The 21,527-nt window shown below is 36.0% G+C and carries 17 protein-coding genes; 10 read left to right on the forward strand and 7 right to left on the reverse strand.

Annotated features, from left to right (window positions below):
• Positions 1–142: 142 nt before the first annotated feature.
• Complete coding sequence (locus tag I600_RS07720; protein WP_058103868.1) at positions 143–2,191, reverse strand: M13 family metallopeptidase; 2,049 nt, start codon at positions 2,189–2,191, stop codon at positions 143–145.
• A gap of 269 nt (positions 2,192–2,460) precedes the next feature.
• On the opposite strand from I600_RS07720, the gene I600_RS07725 reads away from it, so the two are divergent.
• Together I600_RS07725 and I600_RS07730 are read left to right on the forward strand one after the other, a co-directional pair.
• Positions 2,461–3,195 (forward strand): carboxypeptidase-like regulatory domain-containing protein, encoded by a 735-nt coding sequence (locus I600_RS07725; RefSeq protein WP_058103869.1) that lies wholly within the window; start codon positions 2,461–2,463, stop codon positions 3,193–3,195.
• Positions 3,192–4,199, forward strand: coding sequence for a transglutaminase domain-containing protein (locus tag I600_RS07730; protein WP_058103870.1), 1,008 nt, complete (start codon positions 3,192–3,194; stop codon positions 4,197–4,199). The genes I600_RS07725 and I600_RS07730 overlap by 4 nt, the downstream gene beginning before the upstream one ends.
• 98 nt (positions 4,200–4,297) lie before the next feature.
• On the opposite strand, the gene I600_RS07735 is transcribed toward I600_RS07730, so the two are convergent.
• The 4 genes from I600_RS07735 to I600_RS18955 form a co-directional block, all read right to left on the reverse strand.
• A complete protein-coding gene (locus I600_RS07735; protein ID WP_058103871.1) occupies positions 4,298–4,816 on the reverse strand; it encodes a DUF4136 domain-containing protein in 519 nt (172 codons plus the stop codon).
• A 118-nt stretch (positions 4,817–4,934) separates the two neighbouring features.
• Positions 4,935–5,645: an ion transporter gene (locus I600_RS07740; RefSeq protein WP_058103872.1), complete on the reverse strand. Its 711-nt coding sequence runs from the start codon at positions 5,643–5,645 to the stop codon at positions 4,935–4,937.
• A 6-nt stretch (positions 5,646–5,651) separates the two neighbouring features.
• A complete protein-coding gene (gene obgE, locus I600_RS07745) occupies positions 5,652–6,656 on the reverse strand; it encodes a GTPase ObgE (RefSeq protein WP_058103873.1) in 1,005 nt (334 codons plus the stop codon).
• Positions 6,657–6,709: 53 nt separating this feature from the next.
• Positions 6,710–7,819 (reverse strand): adenylate kinase, encoded by a 1,110-nt coding sequence (locus I600_RS18955; RefSeq protein WP_082642911.1) that lies wholly within the window; start codon positions 7,817–7,819, stop codon positions 6,710–6,712.
• 135 nt (positions 7,820–7,954) lie between these two features.
• Between I600_RS18955 and I600_RS07755 the strand changes: the two genes are divergently transcribed.
• From I600_RS07755 to I600_RS07775, 5 genes are all read left to right on the forward strand, one after another.
• Positions 7,955–9,109 (forward strand): 5-(carboxyamino)imidazole ribonucleotide synthase, encoded by a 1,155-nt coding sequence (locus I600_RS07755; RefSeq protein ID WP_058103874.1) that lies wholly within the window; start codon positions 7,955–7,957, stop codon positions 9,107–9,109.
• Between the two features lie 5 nt (positions 9,110–9,114).
• Positions 9,115–9,606, forward strand: coding sequence for a 5-(carboxyamino)imidazole ribonucleotide mutase (purE, locus tag I600_RS07760; protein ID WP_058103875.1), 492 nt, complete (start codon positions 9,115–9,117; stop codon positions 9,604–9,606).
• Between the two features lie 380 nt (positions 9,607–9,986).
• Complete coding sequence (locus I600_RS07765; protein ID WP_058103876.1) at positions 9,987–12,011, forward strand: M3 family metallopeptidase; 2,025 nt, start codon at positions 9,987–9,989, stop codon at positions 12,009–12,011.
• Between the two features lie 275 nt (positions 12,012–12,286).
• Positions 12,287–16,075, forward strand: coding sequence for a PAS domain-containing protein (locus I600_RS07770; RefSeq protein WP_058103877.1), 3,789 nt, complete (start codon positions 12,287–12,289; stop codon positions 16,073–16,075).
• A 7-nt stretch (positions 16,076–16,082) separates the two neighbouring features.
• Complete coding sequence (locus tag I600_RS07775; protein WP_058103878.1) at positions 16,083–16,481, forward strand: response regulator; 399 nt, start codon at positions 16,083–16,085, stop codon at positions 16,479–16,481.
• A gap of 33 nt (positions 16,482–16,514) precedes the next feature.
• Here I600_RS07775 and I600_RS07780 read toward each other — a convergent pair whose 3' ends face one another.
• Positions 16,515–16,868 (reverse strand): rhodanese-like domain-containing protein, encoded by a 354-nt coding sequence (locus I600_RS07780; protein ID WP_058103879.1) that lies wholly within the window; start codon positions 16,866–16,868, stop codon positions 16,515–16,517.
• 69 nt (positions 16,869–16,937) lie between these two features.
• Here I600_RS07780 and I600_RS07785 point away from each other — a divergent pair, with 69 nt between their 5' ends.
• Positions 16,938–17,492, forward strand: a complete 555-nt coding sequence (locus I600_RS07785) for a sigma-70 family RNA polymerase sigma factor (protein ID WP_058103880.1) — start codon at positions 16,938–16,940, stop codon at positions 17,490–17,492.
• Positions 17,493–17,494: 2 nt separating this feature from the next.
• Positions 17,495–17,725, forward strand: a complete 231-nt coding sequence (locus I600_RS07790) for a hypothetical protein (RefSeq protein ID WP_317038724.1) — start codon at positions 17,495–17,497, stop codon at positions 17,723–17,725.
• Here I600_RS07790 and I600_RS07795 read toward each other — a convergent pair.
• The gene (locus tag I600_RS07795; protein WP_058103881.1) at positions 17,718–18,545 is read right to left on the reverse strand and encodes a UbiA prenyltransferase family protein; all 828 of its coding nucleotides are present in this window, start codon (positions 18,543–18,545) and stop codon (positions 17,718–17,720) included. The two genes, I600_RS07790 and I600_RS07795, sit on opposite strands and share 8 nt — an antisense overlap.
• A gap of 129 nt (positions 18,546–18,674) precedes the next feature.
• Here I600_RS07795 and gcvP point away from each other — a divergent pair, with 129 nt between their 5' ends.
• Positions 18,675–21,527, forward strand: coding sequence for an aminomethyl-transferring glycine dehydrogenase (gcvP, locus tag I600_RS07800; RefSeq protein ID WP_058103882.1), 2,853 nt, complete (start codon positions 18,675–18,677; stop codon positions 21,525–21,527).

Below are 21,527 nucleotides of genomic sequence, written 5' to 3' on the forward strand. Positions count from 1 at the left end.
TCTGCTTGCCGGCTGACTAAAACTTATTCGTGACCATTAACAGACAGATTGCTTCGTCGCGAAAAACTCCTCGCAATGATGTATCGAAACAAAAAAGGGCGCTATTATGTAGCGCCCTTTTATCTTATAAATTATTGAAAAATTACCAAATACTTACTCTTTTCTCTGGAGCTAGGTACATGTCATCACCCTCTTTGATATCAAAAGCATCGTAAAATGCCTGAATGTTCAACAATGGTTGAGTAGCTCTAACCAGACCAGGAGAGTGTGGATCCGTTTTGATCTGCGTTCTTAACGCTTCATCTCTACTCTTAGTTCTCCAAACCGTAGCCCATGACATAAAGAAACGCTGCTCTGCCGTAAAACCATCAATATCTTCAGGACGCCCATTTTCAGCGTAGTATTTCTGTAAACCATCATAAGCACCTAACAAACCACCTAAATCTCCAATGTTCTCACCTAAGGTAAACTTACCGTTTACATATACATCTGGTAAAACCATAACACTGTCATACTGCACCGCCAAAGCATCGGCTCTTTCTGTAAAAGCTGCCAAATCAGCTTCTGTCCACCAATTCTTAAGATTTCCATCGGCATCAAAACGAGAGCCGCTATCATCAAATGCATGAGAAATCTCATGTCCTATAACAGCACCAATACCACCATAGTTTACGGCTTCATCTGCAGTATAGTTATAGAAAGGAGGCTGTAAAATTGCTGCAGGAAAAACAATCTCGTTATTCAGCGGATTAAAATATGCATTTACCGTCTGTGGAGACATTCCCCATTCCGTTTTATCCACTGGCTCACCAATTTCTGAGTAGTTCTTTAATTCTCCCCATTTATTAACAGCGGTCATATTCTCAAAATAAGACTTATCGGCAGAAACTTCCATTGTAGAATAATCTTCCCATTTATCTGGGTAAGCAATCTTAACGGTGAATTTATCCAACTTTTCTATAGCCTTTGTTTTTGTAGAATCGCTCATCCAATCCAAAACAGCAATACGCTCTTTGAAAGCATCGATCACGTTGGCTATCATTAACTCTGCCTTCGCTTTTGCTTCTGGCGGAAATTTAGCATCCACGTACAACTGACCCAAAGCTTCACCAACAGTACCATTTACGGTTGCCAATGCACGCTCATCTGCTGGGCGTTGTTCCTTAGCCCCTCTTAGGTATTTGCTATAAAATTCCCAATTGGCGGTTTCAATTTCGGTCGTCAATTTACCGGCTGCGCTGTTGAACGTATCCCATCTAATCAATGTCTTAATATCTTCAATAGGTGTTGTTTTCAAAAACTTGTCCAAAGCTTCGGTATACCTCAACTGGGTTACCAAAAGGGTATCGAATTTTTTGGTGATTCCTAAATCGGAAATCATCTTTTTCATATCAATTGTCGACATCATCTCGTCAACTTCAGCAACAGTTCTTAGATTATTGTAGTTTCTAGCATCTCTACGCTCTACTTTATTTAAGCGAGGTTCTGCCAATTGTGTCTCCAATGCTAAGATCTTATCCGCTGCTTTATTAGCATCTGCTTCAGAGTCACCCAATTTCTGCAACATTTTAGAAACGTGTTTTTTGTACTCTTCACGAATTTCAATAGATTTTTCATCTTCCTCCAAATAGAAATCACGATCCGGCAACCCTAATCCATTAGCTCCTAAATAAACGGCATTCATGCTACTATTATTTAAATCTGCACCAGCGCCAATATTAAGGAAAGGAGAAGACACCGCGGCATTGGTAGCCAAAACGGTCTGTAGATCTTTTAGATTTTTTATCGATTCAATTTCCTTAAAAGCAGGTTCCAAAGGAGAAATACCTGCCTTGTTTCTGGCTGCGGTATCCAACTTTGTATCAAAAATGGCCAAAGCCTTAGCTTGATCGGTATCTGCAGCGTAGTTACCACTCTCTTTAGCTATAGCCAATATTTTCAACACATCGTCATCTGTAGATTTACGAAGTACACTGAAGCCTCCCCAACTTGTTCTATCATCAGGAATTTCAGTAAACTTCATCCAATTTCCGTTGACGTAATTATAGAAATCTGATTTAGGGTTTTGGGTAGTATCCATATTGGCAAGAACAATACCAGGAATTTTTTCTGCCTCTGCAGTTGGTTTAGCCTCTTCTTTACAAGAAGCCAATGCTACCAGACCGGCAGCAAATAAATAAACTTTTTTCATTTTGTGAGTTAGTTTTTAAACGTGTCGATGTATAAGACGTACGTTTTGAGTTTTGTTACAAAAATAACACGATTTTATTTTTACATAGAAATAATAACTACCAATTCACAACATTAACATTTGACTTCTAGCAATTTATCTTGAAGAAAAAAGCATTAAAAATTACGAGCAAATCTTCTTAACTAACTGAAAACACCACTTTACTCATTAGGTGTTTTATAAGAACACCCTTAAACATACTTTAGAAGTATAATTAAAACAACCGCATTATGAAAAGCACATTAACAATTACCGTAAAAGAACCCTGCAAAGAAAAATTTAGTAATTTTAGTACAACTGAAAAAGGAGGCTTTTGCCAAAGCTGTGAAAAAGAAGTTATAGACTTCACCAAGTTTTCAGATAAAGAACTTGTACGTTACCTAAGTACTGGAAAAAAGAAAACTTGTGGAATGTTCAAAGCCTCTCAACTGAAAACCTATGAAACCAATTCTTTACACGTTATGAACAGTTCAATGATACATAAAGGCATAGCTATGATGGGTTTTTCATTATTAGCTCTTTGCGCAACAGAAGTTAAAGGTCAAGAATCTGCGAGTATTCAGTCCCCAACAGAAGTGGTTTCCACAGATATAATGGGCGATATTTCATACGTTGAGACAATACAAGAAAAACATACAGTGACCGGTACCATAGTAGATGAAGCCAATGAGCCGTTACCGGGTGTAAATGTTGTTCTAAAGGGTACAGCAATTGGTACACAAACAGATTTTGATGGTAATTTTGAATTTCCGCAACAGCTGGTGGAGAATGATGTATTGGTCTTTAGTTTTATTGGTTACGAAACCAAAACTTACAAAGTAAAGGCTAATGAAAACGCTAATATTAATCTGAACATATCTTTTGACACTTATGATGTTGAACTAATGGGCGAAGTGGTTATAGGCGGTGCATATTCCAGCAAAAGAAATATTTTTCAGAAAATTGGAGATATCTTCAGAAAATGAGAATTAGCCAATTGCTATTCATGTTGCTATGCACTATAACGAGCATTGCCCAACGATCGGATTTTCAGGAAATCGATTTTACTAAAGCCGATAGTATTGCGTTGAAATACAAAGGTGCAAGCCTAAAAAACATTCCTGTACTTACCCACAATCTAACCTCTTCTTTACAAACCGATGTAGAAAAGATCAGGGCAATCTATACGTGGATAGGAACCAATATTGAAAATGATTATTCGTCATACCTAAAAATAAGCCACAAAAGAAAAAGGCTTGCTAAAGACAGGCAAGCCTTTCTAAATTGGAACACTGGTATTACACCAAAAATATTCAAAGCCTTATTGGAACATAAAAAAACTGCCTGTACAGGTTACGCTTATTTGGTTAAGGAAATGACGAACCTGGCAGGATTTGAATGTGATATTATTGATGGCTACGGACGAACCCCTACCTTACTTTTAGAAGAAGATAGCGCCCCTAATCATTCATGGAATAGGATAAAAGTGAATAATAAATGGTATTGGTGCGATGCAACTTGGTCAGCAGGGGAAACTATTATTCTTAACGGTGAACCTATGTTTAACCCAGATTACTTTGATGGATATTTTTTTGCGGAACCAGAATTATTCTCTAAAAACCATTTCCCTATAAATACAGCTAAGAAAGACACTATAAATACTGAAACGTTCAAATCATTTATAAAAGCACCAGTTGTGTATAAAGAAACTTTTATAGAGCCCATAATTTCAATTGCACCAAAGAACATGCATAACCAAATTACCAAGGGAACCAGTGTATCGTTCAAATTGAAAGTCCCCGATGATTTCAATGAAAATATACATCTTCTGTTAAATAAAGGAGGTGGTCAAAAAGTTATAGAACCCACCATTACCAAAGAGGAACGCGAAATCATTTTACAACATACGTTTGATAAAAAAGGAAGCTATGATGTACATATATCTACCAAAGACTATCTTGTAGCAACCTATGTAATCAAAGTAAAATAAAGCACCTTAGGGCAAGCCCATGAGGCAATCAAAGAAAACAAGCTTTTAAATTTGAGCCAAGCCTAGGGGTATTATACCCTTTGGCGACGCCAATAAAATTACTCCGGTGGATACTTACTAAATATCTTATCTACTACCGCTTGTAATTTTTCTGATTTTTCTTGAGGCGAATCCCCCTCACGAAACGGACTTTCACTTATTGCCTGCCAAATAAGAATATCCTTGTTCGCATCAACAAAATCAATTTGCAGTTCGCGGGTAAGTTTAGGTCCACCTACGGGTATGCCAATGGAAACACCACCACCTACTCTACCGCCTCCGCCACCAAGGCCTACACCAACGTTGTTCCCAGATTGAGATCTAAAAACACTACTTTTAATATTGATAAAAACATCTGGCTCTTCCGCAAACATGTAACCTTTTTCACCGAGAGTGGCATCTAGGGCATCCATGAGTCTTTTTTCGTCCAATTCGCTTAAGCCGGTTTCCATATCACCAAAGTAGTTATAAGTAGAATAGGAAGAAAAATCGGTTTGGCTATCATAATCATAATTAACCCTTGCCACACCGCAAGAAGTCAAAACAACCAATAAAGCACCAATTAAAATTGTTCTCATAACAAGGTATTTTCTTAAAATTAAAGAAATTAAAAGATTATTATGTGATTTCACACATGTATTCGATTAAATGTGCTTTCTAAAAATATAACCGTTCTAGTACTCTATTCCAAAACCGCTATTCGTCTTCCTTTTTATCTACAGATTTAGTTAAGGCTGAAGAAATAATTCCCGTTGGAATAGCTACGATACCTAGACCGATCATAAGAATAAAAAATGTAAATACCTTACCTCCAACTGTAACAGGGTAAACATCTCCATATCCCACGGTTGTAAGAGTTATAATTGCCCACCAAAGACTGTCAAAAATTGAGGAAAAATTTTCTGGTTGCACTTCATTTTCAAAATAGTAAATACCAACAGCAGAAAAATAAATCAAAATCAACGTAACTATTAGGAAAAGCAATATTTCTTCTTTTGCCAATGCTATAGCTTTTGTAAAGTGTTTGATAGCTCTATTGTATCGCATCAACTTTAAAATACGGAATAATCTTAAAAACCTAAGTGCTCTTAACGATCTTAAATCAATACCCAACGCTAAATAAAACGGGAGTATGGCCAAAAAATCAATAACGCCATAAAAACTGAATACAAAGTTTAATTTATGATCGGCCACATAAATTCTCAGTAAATATTCTATTGAAAAGATTATTACACAAAAAACTTCTATTGCTCTTAACACTTTCCGGGTAGTTACATCTAAATCCGGAATGGTTTCATAAGAAAAAGAGATAATGGAAATAAAAATCAAAGCCTGAATAAAATAGGCAAACACCCTACTTTTTCTATTATCATTAATTTCAACAATATTTTTTAGATACTGTTTCATCAATAATTATTCTGCGTTAAGCATAGCCCAAAGTTTATCTTTTAATTCCACTATACCCATTTGGGCAACTGAAGATATGAACATAAAAGGTGTATCGCCAAACTCGGTATTGAGCTCTGCCTTCATTTCGCTCATTAATTCATCGTCCAACATATCACTTTTAGAAATACAGATAAGTCGCTCCTTATCTAACAATTCTGGATTATAGCGGCGCAATTCATCCAACAAAATTTCATATTCCTTACTGATATCTTTACTGTCTGCAGGAATTAAAAACAATAAATTAGCATTACGTTCTATATGTCTTAAAAAATAATGGCCCAAACCTTTACCTTCTGCGGCACCTTCAATAATACCAGGAATATCTGCCATTACAAAACTTTTAAAATCACGGTACTCCACTATACCCAAGTTTGGTTTTAAGGTTGTAAACTCATAGTCTGCAATTTTTGGTTTTGCAGAGGTAATTACAGATAATAAAGTTGATTTCCCCGCATTTGGAAAACCTACCAAACCAACATCTGCCAATACCTTAAGCTCAAGTAAAAATTCGCCTTCTAAACCATCTACACCTGGCTGTGCATATCTTGGTGTTTGGTTGGTGGCCGTTCTAAAGTGCCAGTTACCTCTACCGCCCATACCACCTTCCAAAAGTATTTTTTCTTCGCCATGTTCCGTAATCTCAAAAAGGATTTCTTTGGTTTCAAAATCCTTTATTACAGTACCTAACGGCACATCTAAATAAACATCTTCCCCATCTGCACCGGTACTTCTGCTCTTACTACCATGTGCCCCATGACCTGCCTTAAAATGCTTTTTGTATTTAAAATTCACCAATGTCCAAAGGTTTTCATTACCGCGAACAATAATGTGACCTCCACGACCACCATCACCACCATCTGGACCACCTTTGGTAATAAATTTTTCACGGTGCAAATGCACAGATCCCTTGCCTCCTTTACCAGAAGCCAAACTTACCTTAACATAGTCTACAAAATTACCTTCGGTCATTAGTATCTTTTCAGTTCAAAATCCTTGCCGATTACATTAAGACAAGATTCTTATTATTTTATATCCTCTATCACTTTGGTTAAACGTTCGGTAATTTCTGCAATTGAACCTATTCCGTTTACACTATGAAATTTACCCTGCGCTTCATAAAACTCTTTTACAGGCGTGGTTTTTTCGTTGTATTCATCAAAACGATTTCTAATCTTGGTAACATCTTGATCATCACTACGACCGCTTACTTTACCCCTTTCCAAAAGGCGCTCTATTAAAATTTCATCATTTGCCTCTAAAGCAATAGTAGCGTTAATGCCCATATCTTTAGACTCTAAGAAATTATCAAGTGCTTCGGCCTGTGCAGCAGTTCTTGGGAAACCGTCAAAAATAAAACCATCGGCATCTGGGTTTTTCTCCACTTCGTCCTGTAGCATTTTAATAGTAACCTCATCTGGCACCAACTCACCTTTATCAATATATGATTTGGCCAAAGTACCTAACTCCGTTCCATTTTTGATATTGAATCTAAATACATCTCCAGTAGAGATGTGCTTTAAATTGTATTTTTCCTTTAAGAATTGTGCTTGTGTGCCCTTGCCGGCTCCTGGCTTACCAAAGAGTACAAGATTGATCATATGTTTTTGGTTTAATTGGTATACTTCTTTTAAGTTTCTTCCTTGCTCGTTGTAATCTAGCCCATATCCTACAATAAAACTATCTGGTATGGCCAGTCCGAAATAATCTATGGCGTACTCCCCTTTGTAAACATCTGGTTTATAAAAAAGACTGGCGATTTTAAACTCTTTTACCTTCGTCTTCGAGAACAAATGCACAAGTTGCTGCAAGGTACGCCCGGTATCAATAATATCCTCTAAAATGATAACACTTCGTCCTTCAATATTATCGGGCACATCTAATAAAGTTTCCACTATACCCGTTGAAGTTAAGCCTTGGTAGGAGCTCAATCTTACAAAAGATACTTCACATGGATGCTCATAAGCCTTTAAAAGGTCAGAAACGAACATAAAAGACCCGTTTAGAACACCAACAAAAATAGGCACCTCATCTTTATAGTCTGCCGCTATTTGATCTGCCACAGATTTAACGGCCTGCAAAATTTCAGACTCGCTTAGAAAAGGTTTGAAAAACTTATCGTGAATTTGTATCAATTTTCATAGATTATCAAGGTTTGCAAAGATAAGGTATTGCCTTGTGTTTTTAATTAGAAAGGAATTGGTTTCTAAGATTTAACCGTATTTTTGTAACACTTAAGGCATTTTATTACTTGCCAAAAGCACAATTATATGAATTATTTTTCTTCAGATTTCAAATTAGGCATTTTAGGAGGTGGTCAACTTGGTAAAATGATGCTTTACGAAACCCGAAAATGGGATGTGTTCACAAAAGTTTTAGATGCATCGGCAGATGCCCCAAGCAGAATGTCATGCAATGAATTTGTACAGGGCAGTCTTTTAGATTTTGATACGGTCTATAATTTTGGAAAAGATGTAGACATACTAACGATAGAAATTGAAAATGTAAATTTAGATGCCTTAGAAAAATTAGAAGATGAAGGTGTAAAGGTATACCCACAGCCTAAGGCTTTGCGTATTATTCAAAATAAAGCAAAACAAAAATTGTTTTATGTGGATAACAATATACCTACCGCAGATTTTCAGCGGTTTGCCTATTTGAGCGAAATTGAGGATAGTGTTGGGAACGGAGGATTAAAATTTCCTTTTGTTTGGAAAGTAGCTCAATTTGGATATGACGGACAAGGTGTTAAAGTAGTTAGAAGTTTAGCCGATATAGAAGGCTTACCTACCGGCGAATGTATTGCAGAAACCATGGTGCCGTTTAAAAACGAATTAGCCGTAATTGTTTCTAGAAATGCGGAAGGAGAAATAAAAACCTACCCTGTGGTAGAAATGGAGTTTCACCCAGAAGCCAACCAAGTGGAATATGTAATTTGCCCTGCACGTATTGATGATAAAGTTGCAGATAAGGCAAGGGCTTTAGCACTTAAAGTAGCCGACAAAATAGGCTTGACAGGATTACTTGCCGTTGAAATGTTCCAAACCGAAGATGATGAAATTTTGGTGAACGAAGTAGCCCCAAGACCTCACAATAGTGGACATTACAGTATTGAAGCAAGTTATACCAATCAATTTGAGCAGCACATAAGAAGCATTCTTGGTCTTCCATTAGGGAATACAGATAGTAAAGTAGCCGGGGTTATGGTAAACTTAGTAGGTGCCGAGGGCCACACGGGTAATGTCGTCTACAAAAATATAAACGAAATTTTAGCTATGGAAGGTGTTATCCCGCATATTTACGGAAAAGCACAAACAAGACCATTTCGTAAAATGGGTCATGTAACCATAGTAAATAGTGATCTCAATAAGGCAAGAGCTATTGCCGAAAAAGTAAAGGAAACAATTCAAGTGATTTCAAAATAGATAACATGAGTAAAGTAGCCGTAGTAATGGGCAGCACAAGTGATATGCCCGTAATGCAAGATGCCATAGATATTTTAAAAGGTTTTGATATAGAGGTAGACGTAGACATTGTATCTGCCCACAGAACACCCGAAAAATTGTTCGATTTTAGTAAAAACGCACATACCAATGGCTATTCGGTAATTATTGCAGGTGCCGGTGGTGCTGCACATTTACCCGGGATGGTAGCATCAATGTCCCCGTTACCCGTTATAGGCGTACCTGTTAAAAGCAGCAATTCTATTGATGGTTGGGACTCTGTACTTTCTATACTTCAAATGCCAAGCGGTGTACCAGTTGCTACCGTAGCATTGAACGGAGCAAAGAATGCAGGAATTTTAGCTGCCCAGATCATTGGCAGCTCAGACAAATGTGTATTGGATAAAATAATTCTTTACAAGGAAGGTTTAAAGCAGAAAGTAATAGATGGCGCTAAAGCTGTAAATGGCAATACTTAAAATATTAGGAATGCACTAGCATCGTTATTAATTAGCCAACATTTCACAAAACAAAACATATGAACAAACCAACCATTGTTTGTATTTCTATAGCTATTTTATTAACGCTCATTCTTTTTATTTATAAACGTAGATTTCACACTAAATACTTAAAACTGTTATTTCGCTTTTTTAGTACATTTCTACTCTTATACTTACTTATTCAATTTTTAGTTTTTATTCGTTGGGAATATTTTGTTCCATCAAACACAAGTAATGATACTGCTAGAAATTTTGCTTTTCTTACAGGAGCTGTTTTTTCATTTACGATATCATTCGTAATTTTATTAATCGATTTTCTCATCAAACTTCTGAGAAACAAAAAAACTTAACATACGGCAATGAATCCATTATTATCCCAATTTGACACCGCTCCATTTTCAAAAATAAAAAACGAGCATTTTAAGCCCGCATTTTTACAATCTATAGAAGAAGCAAGAGCGGAAATAGATGCCATTACAGAAAATACAGATGCACCAACATTTGAAAACACCATTGAAGCCCTAGAATTTTCGGGTCAGCAATTAGATCGCATTTCAAGTGTATTTTTCAATTTGAATTCCGCAGAAACTAATGAAGAGATTCAAAAAATAGCTCAAGAAATTTCTCCGCTTTTATCTGAGTTTGGCAATGACATTACTTTGAACGAAGCACTTTTTAAAAGAGTTAAAGCCGTGTACGATCAAAAGGATAATCTGGAACTTACTGTTGAGCAAAACACACTTTTAGATAAGAAATATAAAAGTTTCAGTAGAAACGGCGCCAACTTATCTGAAGATAAAAAGAAACGTTTACGTGAAATAGATGCCAAACTAGCGAAATTGAAATTGACATTTGGCGAAAATGTACTTGCCGAAACCAATAAGTATCAGTTACACCTGACAGATGAGTCTGATTTAGATGGTTTACCGGAAGGGGCAAAAGAAGCTGCTGCACAATTGGCAACTTCAAAAGGCAAAGAAGATGGTTGGTTGATCACCTTAGATTACCCTAGCTATATTCCGTTTATGAAGTACGCCAAAAACCGCGCATTACGAAAAGAACTTTCATTGGCTTTTGGTAGTAAAGGTTTTCATAAAGATGAATTGGATAATCAAGAAAACGTGCTGGAAATAGCCAAACTACGCTTTGAAAGAGCCAATCTCTTAGGCTATAAGACCCATGCCGATTTTGTACTGGAAGAACGTATGGCAGAGACGCCAGAAAAAGTACATTCTTTTTTAAATGAATTGTTAGTAAAAGCGAATCCAGCCGCAGAACGGGAGTTTAAACAATTAGAGGATTTCGCCAAAAAATTAGACGGAATTGACCGACTTGAAAAATGGGACAGTAGTTATTATTCCGAAAAATTGAAACAAGAGCTTTTTAATTTAGACGACGAGAAACTAAAGCCATATTTTAAATTGGAGAATGTCATCAATGGCGTTTTCAAAGTAGCTGAAAACCTATTTGACCTTCAGTTTGAAGAAGTAAACGACATTGAGAAGTATCATGACGAGGTTAAAACCTTTAAAGTTTATGATGCCAACAAGAACTTCATTTCATTATTCTATGCCGACTTCCACCCCAGAGCAGGAAAACGTGGTGGTGCTTGGATGACTTCATTTAAAAGCCAATGGAAGCGTAACGGAGAAAATGTGCGTCCGCATATATCCAACGTGTGCAATTTTACACCCTCAACAAAAAGCAAGCCTTCGTTACTGACTTTTAACGAGGTTACTACCTTATTCCATGAATTTGGACATGGCTTACACGGCATGTTGGCGAACACTACCTACCCTAGCCTATCAGGAACATCTGTATTTTGGGATTTCGTAGAATTACCTAGTCAGGTTTTAGAAAACTGGTGCTATGAAAAAGAAGCTTTAGAACTATTTGCCAAGCATTACGAAACTGGTGAGACTATACCGATGGAACTGGTTGAAAAAATAAAAGAATCCGCAACTTTCCAAGAAGGTATGCAGACGCTACGTCAGTTGAGTTTTGGGTTATTGGATATGTCTTGGCACGGAATAAACCCAACAAGCATTACCAATGTAAAGGCTCATGAAGATGAAGCATTTAAAGATACCAGTCTATACCCAGACACCCCTGAGACTTGCATGAGCACAGCTTTCTCCCACATTTTTCAAGGCGGATATTCATCTGGCTACTATAGTTACAAATGGGCAGAAGTGTTAGATGCAGATGCATTTGCCTATTTTAAGGAAGAGGGAATTTTCAATAAAGAGGTTGCCACCAAGTTTAAAGACCATGTGCTTTCACAAGGAGGCACAGAAAATCCAATGGTGCTTTACAAAAGATTTAGAGGTGCTGAACCTAAAGTTGAGGCATTATTAGAACGTGCCGGCCTACTTACCAATTAACATACTGAAACACTTTATAACAGCTATTAAAATATATAATCAACATATATTTTAATAGCTGTTCTTTTACCAACATGTGCATGTAGTAGGCTTGAAAACATGTACTGTAAAATATATGTGCATTAAGGCCTACAGCCTTCTAAAAAGACCTAATAATTATAAAAACATACTCTTTTTCAAATATTTAAGCATTATATTGTAAGTATCAATACCAGATTTTACAACTACCGTTTATACCATAAGTCTTAGTCGGCCATTATTAAACACTTTTTGAAATGGAGAAAGAGAACACTCTTTTAGAAAAGAACCAACTATTTTCAGCAACCAAAAAAGTTGCTCAAATTGGTATATTTCAGCTAGACTTAACATCCAATTCCGTTTATTGGAACGATGATTTAAAAGAAATTCACCAAGTCCCTCTTAGCTTTTCTCCATCATTAGAGGAATCATATGGAAATTGTACCAACGTATTTCAAAAAGAACTCTTTTTCAATTTGCATAAAGAAGCTATTAATGAAGGCATACCATTTGAAATATCTTATGAAATTCTAACAAAACAAGGCCAAAAGCGCAATTTGCGCACTACTGTTCAACCTATTTTCAAAGCTGGGCGTTGCACTAATCTTCACGGAACAACGGTAGAGGTTTCTCAATTTGAAAATTCAAATATTGAAACGGTTCAATATACAGAGCAATTAAATACCGCGGAAATTCTAGCAAATTCAGGATCGTGGAAATGGAACATTATCACAGATGAATTAATTTGGTCCGATAATTTCTATACTATTTTTGACCACAAAAGAGATACTCCAATATCATATGATGTCTACTTGAATTATGTTCACAAAGAAGACAGAAAAAAAATTTCCGCCAAGTTTAAACGTGCATTAAAGAATAAAATATTTCCAGAATCTATATACCGTATTCAATTAGCAGATGGCACCATAAAGACCCTTAACTCTTCAGGGAAGGTCATAATTAATGAAAAAGGCGATGTTGTTTCCTTAATGGGCACCTGTCAAGATATTACAGAACAGGTAGCTAAAGAACAAGAATTATCTGAAAAAAAACAACAATTAGAGCTTTCTGAAAGCATTAATAAAGCAGGTTCATGGCAATTTACAATAGCAAATGGAGAATTTAAATGGTCAGACAATCTGTATACTATTTTCAACCTGGGTATAGGTGAAAAAATGAATTTTGAAAAATTAAAAAAATTCATCCATCCAGAAGACATAGGACTTATTAAAGAAAAACTTGAAGAAACAATCAAGGAAAAGAAATCTCACACTTTTACACATCGTATTATTTTAAAAAATAATACAATTAAAACAGTTAGGGTAGTCTCAGATGCCTTAACTAATGATAAAGGCGAGGTTGTAGAGTTAATAGGAACCACACAAGATATAACCAAGAGATTGGATGTTGAAAAAGAATTAAAGGAAAAAAATCAGCTGTTAGATTTTGCCGAGAATTTGACAACCATGGGTTATTGGAAATACAAACCGGAAACAGATGATGTGTTTTGGTCAGACAACTTATACACCATATTTGATATTCCAAAAGAGAAAAAGATAACTTTTGATACTTATTTTGATAAAATTCATCCAGCGGACAAAGACATTATAAAAACAAAAATAGACCAATCTATTAGCGAACATAAGTTCCACGATTATACCCATAGAATTATTACGGACAATAACATCATTAAGACCGTTCAAATCTTAGGTAAAGCCACTTATAATGCACAAGATGGTTTACAAGAGCTTTTAGGCGCCTGCTTAGACATTACAGAAAACCAAACCAAAGAATTGGAACTTGCTCAAAAAAACCATCAGCTGAACAGTGCCGAAAAAATGGCCAAAATTGGTTATTGGCATTGGAATACCGCCTCTAATGAAGTGTATTGGTCAGATAATTTACACGCTATATATGGTCACGACAAAAACAAACCTCTAAATTTTGAAACCTATATAAGTTATATACATAAAGATGACCGGGCAGCTATATCCACAAAACTTTCTAATGCCATAATTGCCGGTGATTTTCCAAATTCCACTTATAGAATTCAATTAAATGATGGTTCAATAAAAACTATAAAATCCATTGGTAAAATAGTTAGAAACCAAAATGGGGAAGTTCTTGAGATGTCAGGAACATGCCAAGATATAACTAGCCTAATAAGAACCGAAAAAGAATTAAAGGAAAAAAACCGTTTACTTTCTGTATCTGAAGAAATGGCAATGATGGGATCCTGGAAATGGAATCCAGGCACTGGGGTTTCAACTTGGTCAGATAATCTTTACCATATTTATGGTATAGATTTACACACTCCAATTACAATTGAATTATTTTTATCTAGAGTACACCCTAATGATGTGAATAAAGTTAATAATCACATTGCTAATATTCTAAACACCCACAAAAGCGAGGAGACACTTACGTTTAGAATTACAAAGGGCACTAACTCAATTCGATTTTTAGAATTAATCGCTGAAGTCATAGAAGATGAATACGGAAATATTTTAGAATTAATTGGATCTACACAAGATGTAACCGACAAAATTAAAGCCCGTAAAGAGATTAAAGAAAAGAATCAACTTCTATCCTATGCTGAAGAAATTTCCAACATGGGATCTTGGCATTGGGATTTAGATCGGGATATTTTAAAATGGTCAGACAATCTGTATAAAATTTATCGTTTAGAATTAGACGCTACCATTAACATGGAAAAGTTTTACTCGCAGATACACCCAGACGATATAGCCCAGGTTAAAGCGTTAATTACAGAATCCATCAATGGTAACGAGAAAATTAAATTATTATCATTTCGTATCATTTTAGATGATGGTACAATACGCTCCATTGAATCACGAGCCGAAACTAAAAAAAATCATTTAGGAAAGGTCGTTGAAATGGTAGGCACTGCCCAAGACATCACCGAAAAGCTAAAAATTGAAAAAGACATATTGGAAAAAAACCATATGTTAAATTTTGCAGAAGAGCTGGCTATGATCGGGTATTGGCAATTAAACGTCGCCAATGACTCTTTTATATGGTCCAATAATATGTATAGAATTTTTGGTTTTGAAATTGGTATTACCATGAATTTTGATTTGCTCTTATCCCATACTCATCCAGCAGATCGAGAGTTAGTAATGCACAAAAAACAAAACGCCATTGCTACTAAAAAATTTGAAAAATTTACACAACGTATTTTACATGAGGACGGTGAAATAAGGTTCAGCGAAATTGTCGGCAAAGTCATTACCGACAAGGAAGGCAACGCCACAAAAATTATTGGATCAAGTAGAGATATTACCGAAGAAATTTTAGCCCAGCAAAAGATTCTGGAAACCAATAAAAATCTGGAAGAATCTACTGTAAAACTTACTGCCCAAAACAAACAGTTAGCAGAATTCAACCAAATAACATCACACAACCTGCGTGCTCCGGTAAGCAATCTAAATGCTTTACTGAAGCTTTATAACAAAACGCAAAGTGAAGGTAAAAAAATCGAAATATTTGAAAAATTTGAAATTGTAATAGAACGCCTTACCGAAACGTTGAACGCTCTAGTAGAAACCATTACCATAAAAAAGAATGGTGTTGAAATCATACCTAAATTAGATTTTGAGCAAGTTTTGCTCAAAACAAAACAAACACTGGCAGCAACTTTATTAGAAACTAAGGCTAAAATAACTTATGATTTCTCTAAAGCTAAAAACGTAGATTACAACCCTATTTATTTAGAAAGTATATTCTTAAATTTAATAAGCAATGCCATAAAGTACAGATCACCTGATAGAGTTCCGCAGATTTTTATCACCTCAAAAAAAGATAATAATAGAACTGTATTAGAGTTTAAAGATAATGGCTTAGGTATAGATTTAAAAAATCATGGTAATAAGTTATTTGGACTTAACCAGGTTTTTCATAAGCACCCAGAATCAAAAGGAATAGGACTATTTATAACTAAAGCACAAGTATTGGCCATGGGAGGATCAATAACCGCAGAAAGTGACGTTAATATAGGTTCAACTTTTATTATAACACTAAATTAAAAACAAAATGAAAAATAATATAAATGTATGTATTATAGATGACGATGATGTTTTTCAATACACCATTTTACACACCTTGCAAGTACATAAATCTGTTAACCATATTATTCCTTTCACAGATGGTGCAGAGGCAATGACATTTTTAAAAGCCAACATCAATAATGACCAAGAGTTACCAGACGTCATATTTTTAGATATAAATATGCCCGTAATGGATGGCTACGGGTTCATGCAGCAATACGAAAGTCTAATTCCCAACCTAGCCAAAAAAATAACGGTATATATATTATCATCATCCGTAGACCTTGTTGACTTTGACAAGACCAAGAAGATCAACCAGGTAACAGACTATATAGTTAAACCAATTAGAGATAACCAATTGACCAGAATTCTTGCTGAACTTTAAATCTCAATAATTATGCTGACACTATAAAAAGACTCAGTCCTTACTGGAATAAGCATCATATCCACCCTGTAGGTCTACAACATTATTAAATCCCAATTCTACCAATCTTGCTTGAGATTTTAAACTTCTACCTCCCTTTTTACAGAAGACATAAACTTTTTTAGTCTTATCAAGTTTTGTCACTTTTTCGTCAAAATCATTAGAAAGCCAGTTGATATTGATTGCACCATGTATACTACCATCTTTATATTCTTGTGGCGTTCTAACATCTAACAGTATTTCCTTAGCGCTATCAAATCCATTAAACTTCGATATTGGTTGCGACTCTATTTGTGCTAAAACACACTGACTACTGATAATTAGAACAAATAATAGTATATTTCTCATGATTAAAGTGTTTGTTACCAAAAGTAAACATTATACCTAAAATTATTTTACTTTTGAAATGCAGAAAAAATGGAAATACAAAACCTCAATCCAGACAAGTGGGTAGATCTCTATGCAGATTACCTTTTTAATTACGCCGTAACTAGGGTAAGCGATGCTGAAATTGCAAAAGATCTTGTTCAAGATACTTTTATTGCCGGATTAAAATCTGCTAAAAACTTTAAAGGCGATGCTGCTGAACGCACATGGTTGATCGCCATATTAAAGCGTAAAGTAATTGACCACTACCGAAAAGCAAATTCAAAAAAAGGAAAGGCCGAGGTTCGTATGAGCTACAGCTCACAAACCGATGCCGAAGGAGATTGGATCGAAGAGCGCATAGCCGATCCCAATAGTAATTTTGAAAATGACCTACTTGAAAATGAAGAACTAGGTCTTGCTATTCAAAATTGCATTTCCAAATTACCTAAAAAACAAGCCGAGGTTTTTACCATGAAAACTATTCAAGGTATGGAAACTGAAGATATTTGTAATGCTTTAGGAATTAATGCGTCTAACCTTTGGGTAATGATACATAGAGCTAGAACTAGCTTAATGGGTTGTTTAAATCAAAATTGGTTTTAATTATGATGATTTCGTGTGAAAAGGCTGCAAATATTTGCAATAAAGCCCAATATAAAGAAGCGACTTTTTGGGAAAAAATAAAGTTGAAGTTTCATTTACTTATGTGTAAAACCTGTGCAAAACACAGTAAAAACAATACAAAATTAACATCGCTTTGTAATCAAGCAAGGATAGCTGTTTTGTCTGATGAAGACAAGAAAAAAATGAAAGAAACCTTCAACAAAGCTAAATAACCAACCTTTCTACAAAAACAAATAACAGCCACCAGAATAAAGGTATTGCCTCTACCCAAAAAGAAGAGAAATATTTACTTTGCTCCTTTTTTGTCTTATAAATTACAAGAATTAGTATTGAACATACTATAGTCATTGCCAACATTCGGTTTATGTCCAAGTCCTTTTTTAAAAATGAAGCGCCGTAAAAGAGTGCAATCCAAACATAACCTATAATTTTTGCTCCTTTAACGCCTACCCTCTGTGGTAAGGTCTTTAATAGCAAGCTATCATATTTTAAATCTCTAATTTCAAAAGGAATCAGAAGTATTAGCACAAACAGAAATCGCTGAACCGTTTCTACCTTTATATTCCACGAAATAGTATCAATCACTGAAATAGCCGGCAGTATTACGGTTGTACCCGCCCAAACGGCAGCGACAATTAAAATCTTCAGTCCGCTTAAGCTTCTAAAGTTTTTATGCCTTGGCAAGACCGGAAGCGCATAAAGACCCGTAATTGCAGCTAACACCAGTAATCCTACAAAAACCCTTTCAGAAAGAAATAATAATTGATAGCCAGCAACAAGCAAGCACCCAAGGCTAAAAAATTGAATGTTTTTTTGATAGGTATTGGTAACTAGAAAATACTTTTCTGCCTCTACCCCAAATTTTACAAAATTATAGCACGCTATTGACCCAAAAAAGATAAAAAAATAAAGCTCCGGCGGTACGTTTATGTTTAAGGTCAATGCAGTAACATGAACTAAACTAAACACCCCTAAAGACACGTGAATACTAGCATCCAAGTAAAAATCAAAAATCTTTTTGATTATGGTCATTGAACAAAAATAGTTAAAGTGTTTATAACCCTTGGTTTTGGTTAAAAACTTTCACCTTTAGGCGCCCAACCAAGCACAAATTAAACACATAAAAGTGGTAATTTTGCACTTTATATAACAATCGTATCTATGAAGACTGACGTGTTTGCTCTACGCCATATCGGCATAAGGGAAGAAGACTTAAACAGTATGTTCAATACTGTAGGTGTTGAAAATTTGGAACAGCTTATTTTTGAGACCATACCTGATCATATTCGTTTAAAGGAGCCTTTAAAGCTTGACCCTCCAATGAGCGAACATAAGTTTCTTGCGCATAGTGAGGCTTTGTCCAAGAAAAACAAGGTGTTTAGAACATACATTGGTTTAGGTTACCATGAAAGTTTAATACCGTCTGTCATCAAAAGAAACATTCTTGAAAACCCAGGTTGGTATACAGCCTATACTCCGTACCAAGCAGAAATTGCACAAGGCAGACTAGAAGCGCTTTTAAATTTCCAGACCATTGTTTCCGATTTAACGGGTATGGAACTGGCAAATGCCTCTTTACTGGATGAAAGCACCGCTGCTGCAGAAGCTATGACTATGCTTTTTGATGTTAGAAGTAGAGAGCAGAAAAAAAACGCAGTAGTAAAATTCTTTGTTTCGGAAGAAATATTACCACAAACGTTGTCCCTGCTAAAAACGCGTTCAATTCCACTAGGTATCGAATTAGTAATTGGCAAGCATGATGAGTTTGATTTTAGTTCGGATTTTTACGGTGCATTGTTACAATACCCAGGGAAATATGGTCAAGTCTATGATTACTCCTCATTTGTATCCAAAGCAAAGGAGAATGACATTAAGGTAGCTGTGGCTGCCGATATTATGAGCTTAGTTCTTTTAACACCTCCAGGTGAATTTGGGGTAGATGTTGTAGTAGGTACCACCCAACGCTTTGGTATTCCTTTAGGTTATGGCGGACCTCACGCAGCATTCTTTGCCACGAAAGAAGAATTTAAAAGAAATATTCCCGGTAGAATAATCGGTGTCACCAAAGATACCGATGGCAAACCTGCGCTAAGAATGGCTTTGCAAACTAGGGAACAACACATAAAAAGAGATAAAGCCACATCAAATATATGCACCGCTCAAGTACTACTGGCGGTTATGGCAGGTATGTACGGTGTGTACCATGGTCCAAAAGGATTAAAATATATTGCATCTAAAATTCATGCTACCGCAGTTACTTTAACAGATGCTCTTGAAAATTTAGGCTTGTATCAAGTAAATACCGCTTATTTTGATACTATCACGGTTAAGGCAGATTCACAAAAAGTTCGCCCCATCGCAGAAGCCAATGAAGTTAATTTCTACTATGTGGATAACGACACTATTTCAATTGCGGTAAATGAAGCTACTTCAATAAAAGATCTTAACCAAATTATTTCAATTTTTGCCGAAGCTGTAGGTAAAAAGTCATCTGAGATCACAGCACTAATAAGTTCCACATCAATACCTGAAAATATTGAACGTAGCAGTTCATTCATGGAGAACAAGGTTTTTAATTCCTATCACTCAGAAACAGAATTAATGCGCTACATTAAAAAATTGGAGCGCAAAGACTTGGCCTTAAATCATAGTATGATTTCTTTAGGAAGTTGTACCATGAAGTTAAATGCGGCTAGTGAAATGCTACCGTTAAGTTCATCTAACTGGGGAAATATCCATCCATTTGTACCAGTAGACCAGGCAGAAGGCTATCAAACCATACTACGTGAACTTGCCAAAGACCTATCTATAATAACAGGATTTGCAGATACTTCTTTACAACCAAATTCTGGCGCACAAGGTGAATATGCAGGATTAATGGTCATTAGAGCATACCACGAATCTAGAGGAGAAGCTGAAAGAAATATTTGCCTTATACCTTCATCCGCCCATGGTACCAATCCGGCATCGGCAGTTATGGCAGGCATGAAGGTCGTGGTTACAAAGACCGATGAAAAAGGTAATATAGATGTTGCCGATTTAGAAGAAAAAGCAAAATTACATTCAGATAAATTAGCCGCATTAATGGTTACTTATCCTTCTACTCATGGGGTTTTTGAGTCGTCCATAAAGCAGATTACAAAAATAATACATGACCATGGTGGTCAAGTCTATATGGATGGTGCAAATATGAACGCCCAAGTTGGGTTGACCAATCCTGCAACTATAGGTGCAGATGTTTGCCACTTAAACCTGCACAAAACGTTTGCCATACCTCACGGTGGTGGCGGTCCTGGTGTAGGTCCTATTTGTGTTGCACCCCAGTTGGTTCCGTTTTTACCTAGCAACCCTGTTATAGAGACCGGAGGAAAAGATGCTATAACAGCTATTTCTGCTGCGCCATGGGGTAGTTCTTTGGTATGTCTAATATCTTATGGATATATTAAGATGCTAGGGGAACAAGGCTTAACCCAATCCACAAAAATCGCCATTTTGAATGCCAATTATATCAAACATAAACTTGAAGGTAAGTTTGATGTGCTATACACAGGCGAAAAAGGACGCGCAGCCCACGAAATGATTTTGGACTGTAGACCTTTCAAGAAAAACGGAATAGAAGTTACGGATATTGCCAAGCGACTTATGGATTATGGTTTTCATGCTCCAACGGTTTCTTTTCCCGTAGCTGGTACGGTTATGATAGAGCCTACCGAAAGTGAAAACCTAGCGGAGTTAGATAGATTTTGCGATGCTATGGCATCCATTCGTTCAGAAATAGATGAATCTAGTGCTGATGAGCCCAATAACGTGCTTAAGAATGCACCGCATACATTAGAAATGACAACAACAGATGAATGGAAATTTCCATATTCAAGACAAAAGGCATCTTTTCCATTACCTTATGTAGCTGAGAATAAATTTTGGCCATCCGTTAGAAGAGTTGATGATGCATATGGAGACCGTAATTTAATATGTACATGCGCTCCTATTGAAGCATATATGGAAACGGAATAA

The sequence above is a fragment of the Maribacter dokdonensis DSW-8 genome (assembly GCF_001447995.1).
Classification (GTDB): Bacteria; Bacteroidota; Bacteroidia; order Flavobacteriales; family Flavobacteriaceae; genus Maribacter; species Maribacter dokdonensis.

Excerpts from the sequence above, each read along its gene's own strand:
- I600_RS07775 (WP_058103878.1), top strand. The coding sequence starts at position 16,083 with ATGAAAAATAATATAAATGTATGTATTATAGATGACGATGATGTTTTT.
- purE (WP_058103875.1), top strand. The coding sequence starts at position 9,115 with ATGAGTAAAGTAGCCGTAGTAATGGGCAGCACAAGTGATATGCCCGTA.
- I600_RS07740 (WP_058103872.1), bottom strand. The coding sequence starts at position 5,645 with ATGAAACAGTATCTAAAAAATATTGTTGAAATTAATGATAATAGAAAA.
- I600_RS07785 (WP_058103880.1), top strand. The coding sequence starts at position 16,938 with ATGGAAATACAAAACCTCAATCCAGACAAGTGGGTAGATCTCTATGCA.
- I600_RS07770 (WP_058103877.1), top strand. The coding sequence starts at position 12,287 with ATGGAGAAAGAGAACACTCTTTTAGAAAAGAACCAACTATTTTCAGCA.
- I600_RS07735 (WP_058103871.1), bottom strand. The coding sequence starts at position 4,816 with ATGAGAACAATTTTAATTGGTGCTTTATTGGTTGTTTTGACTTCTTGC.
- I600_RS07720 (WP_058103868.1), bottom strand. The coding sequence starts at position 2,191 with ATGAAAAAAGTTTATTTATTTGCTGCCGGTCTGGTAGCATTGGCTTCT.
- I600_RS07780 (WP_058103879.1), bottom strand. The coding sequence starts at position 16,868 with ATGAGAAATATACTATTATTTGTTCTAATTATCAGTAGTCAGTGTGTT.
- I600_RS07730 (WP_058103870.1), top strand. The coding sequence starts at position 3,192 with ATGAGAATTAGCCAATTGCTATTCATGTTGCTATGCACTATAACGAGC.
- I600_RS07790 (WP_317038724.1), top strand. The coding sequence starts at position 17,495 with ATGATGATTTCGTGTGAAAAGGCTGCAAATATTTGCAATAAAGCCCAA.
- gcvP (WP_058103882.1), top strand. The coding sequence starts at position 18,675 with ATGAAGACTGACGTGTTTGCTCTACGCCATATCGGCATAAGGGAAGAA.
- obgE (WP_058103873.1), bottom strand. The coding sequence starts at position 6,656 with ATGACCGAAGGTAATTTTGTAGACTATGTTAAGGTAAGTTTGGCTTCT.
- I600_RS07795 (WP_058103881.1), bottom strand. The coding sequence starts at position 18,545 with ATGACCATAATCAAAAAGATTTTTGATTTTTACTTGGATGCTAGTATT.
- I600_RS07755 (WP_058103874.1), top strand. The coding sequence starts at position 7,955 with ATGAATTATTTTTCTTCAGATTTCAAATTAGGCATTTTAGGAGGTGGT.
- I600_RS07725 (WP_058103869.1), top strand. The coding sequence starts at position 2,461 with ATGAAAAGCACATTAACAATTACCGTAAAAGAACCCTGCAAAGAAAAA.
- I600_RS07765 (WP_058103876.1), top strand. The coding sequence starts at position 9,987 with ATGAATCCATTATTATCCCAATTTGACACCGCTCCATTTTCAAAAATA.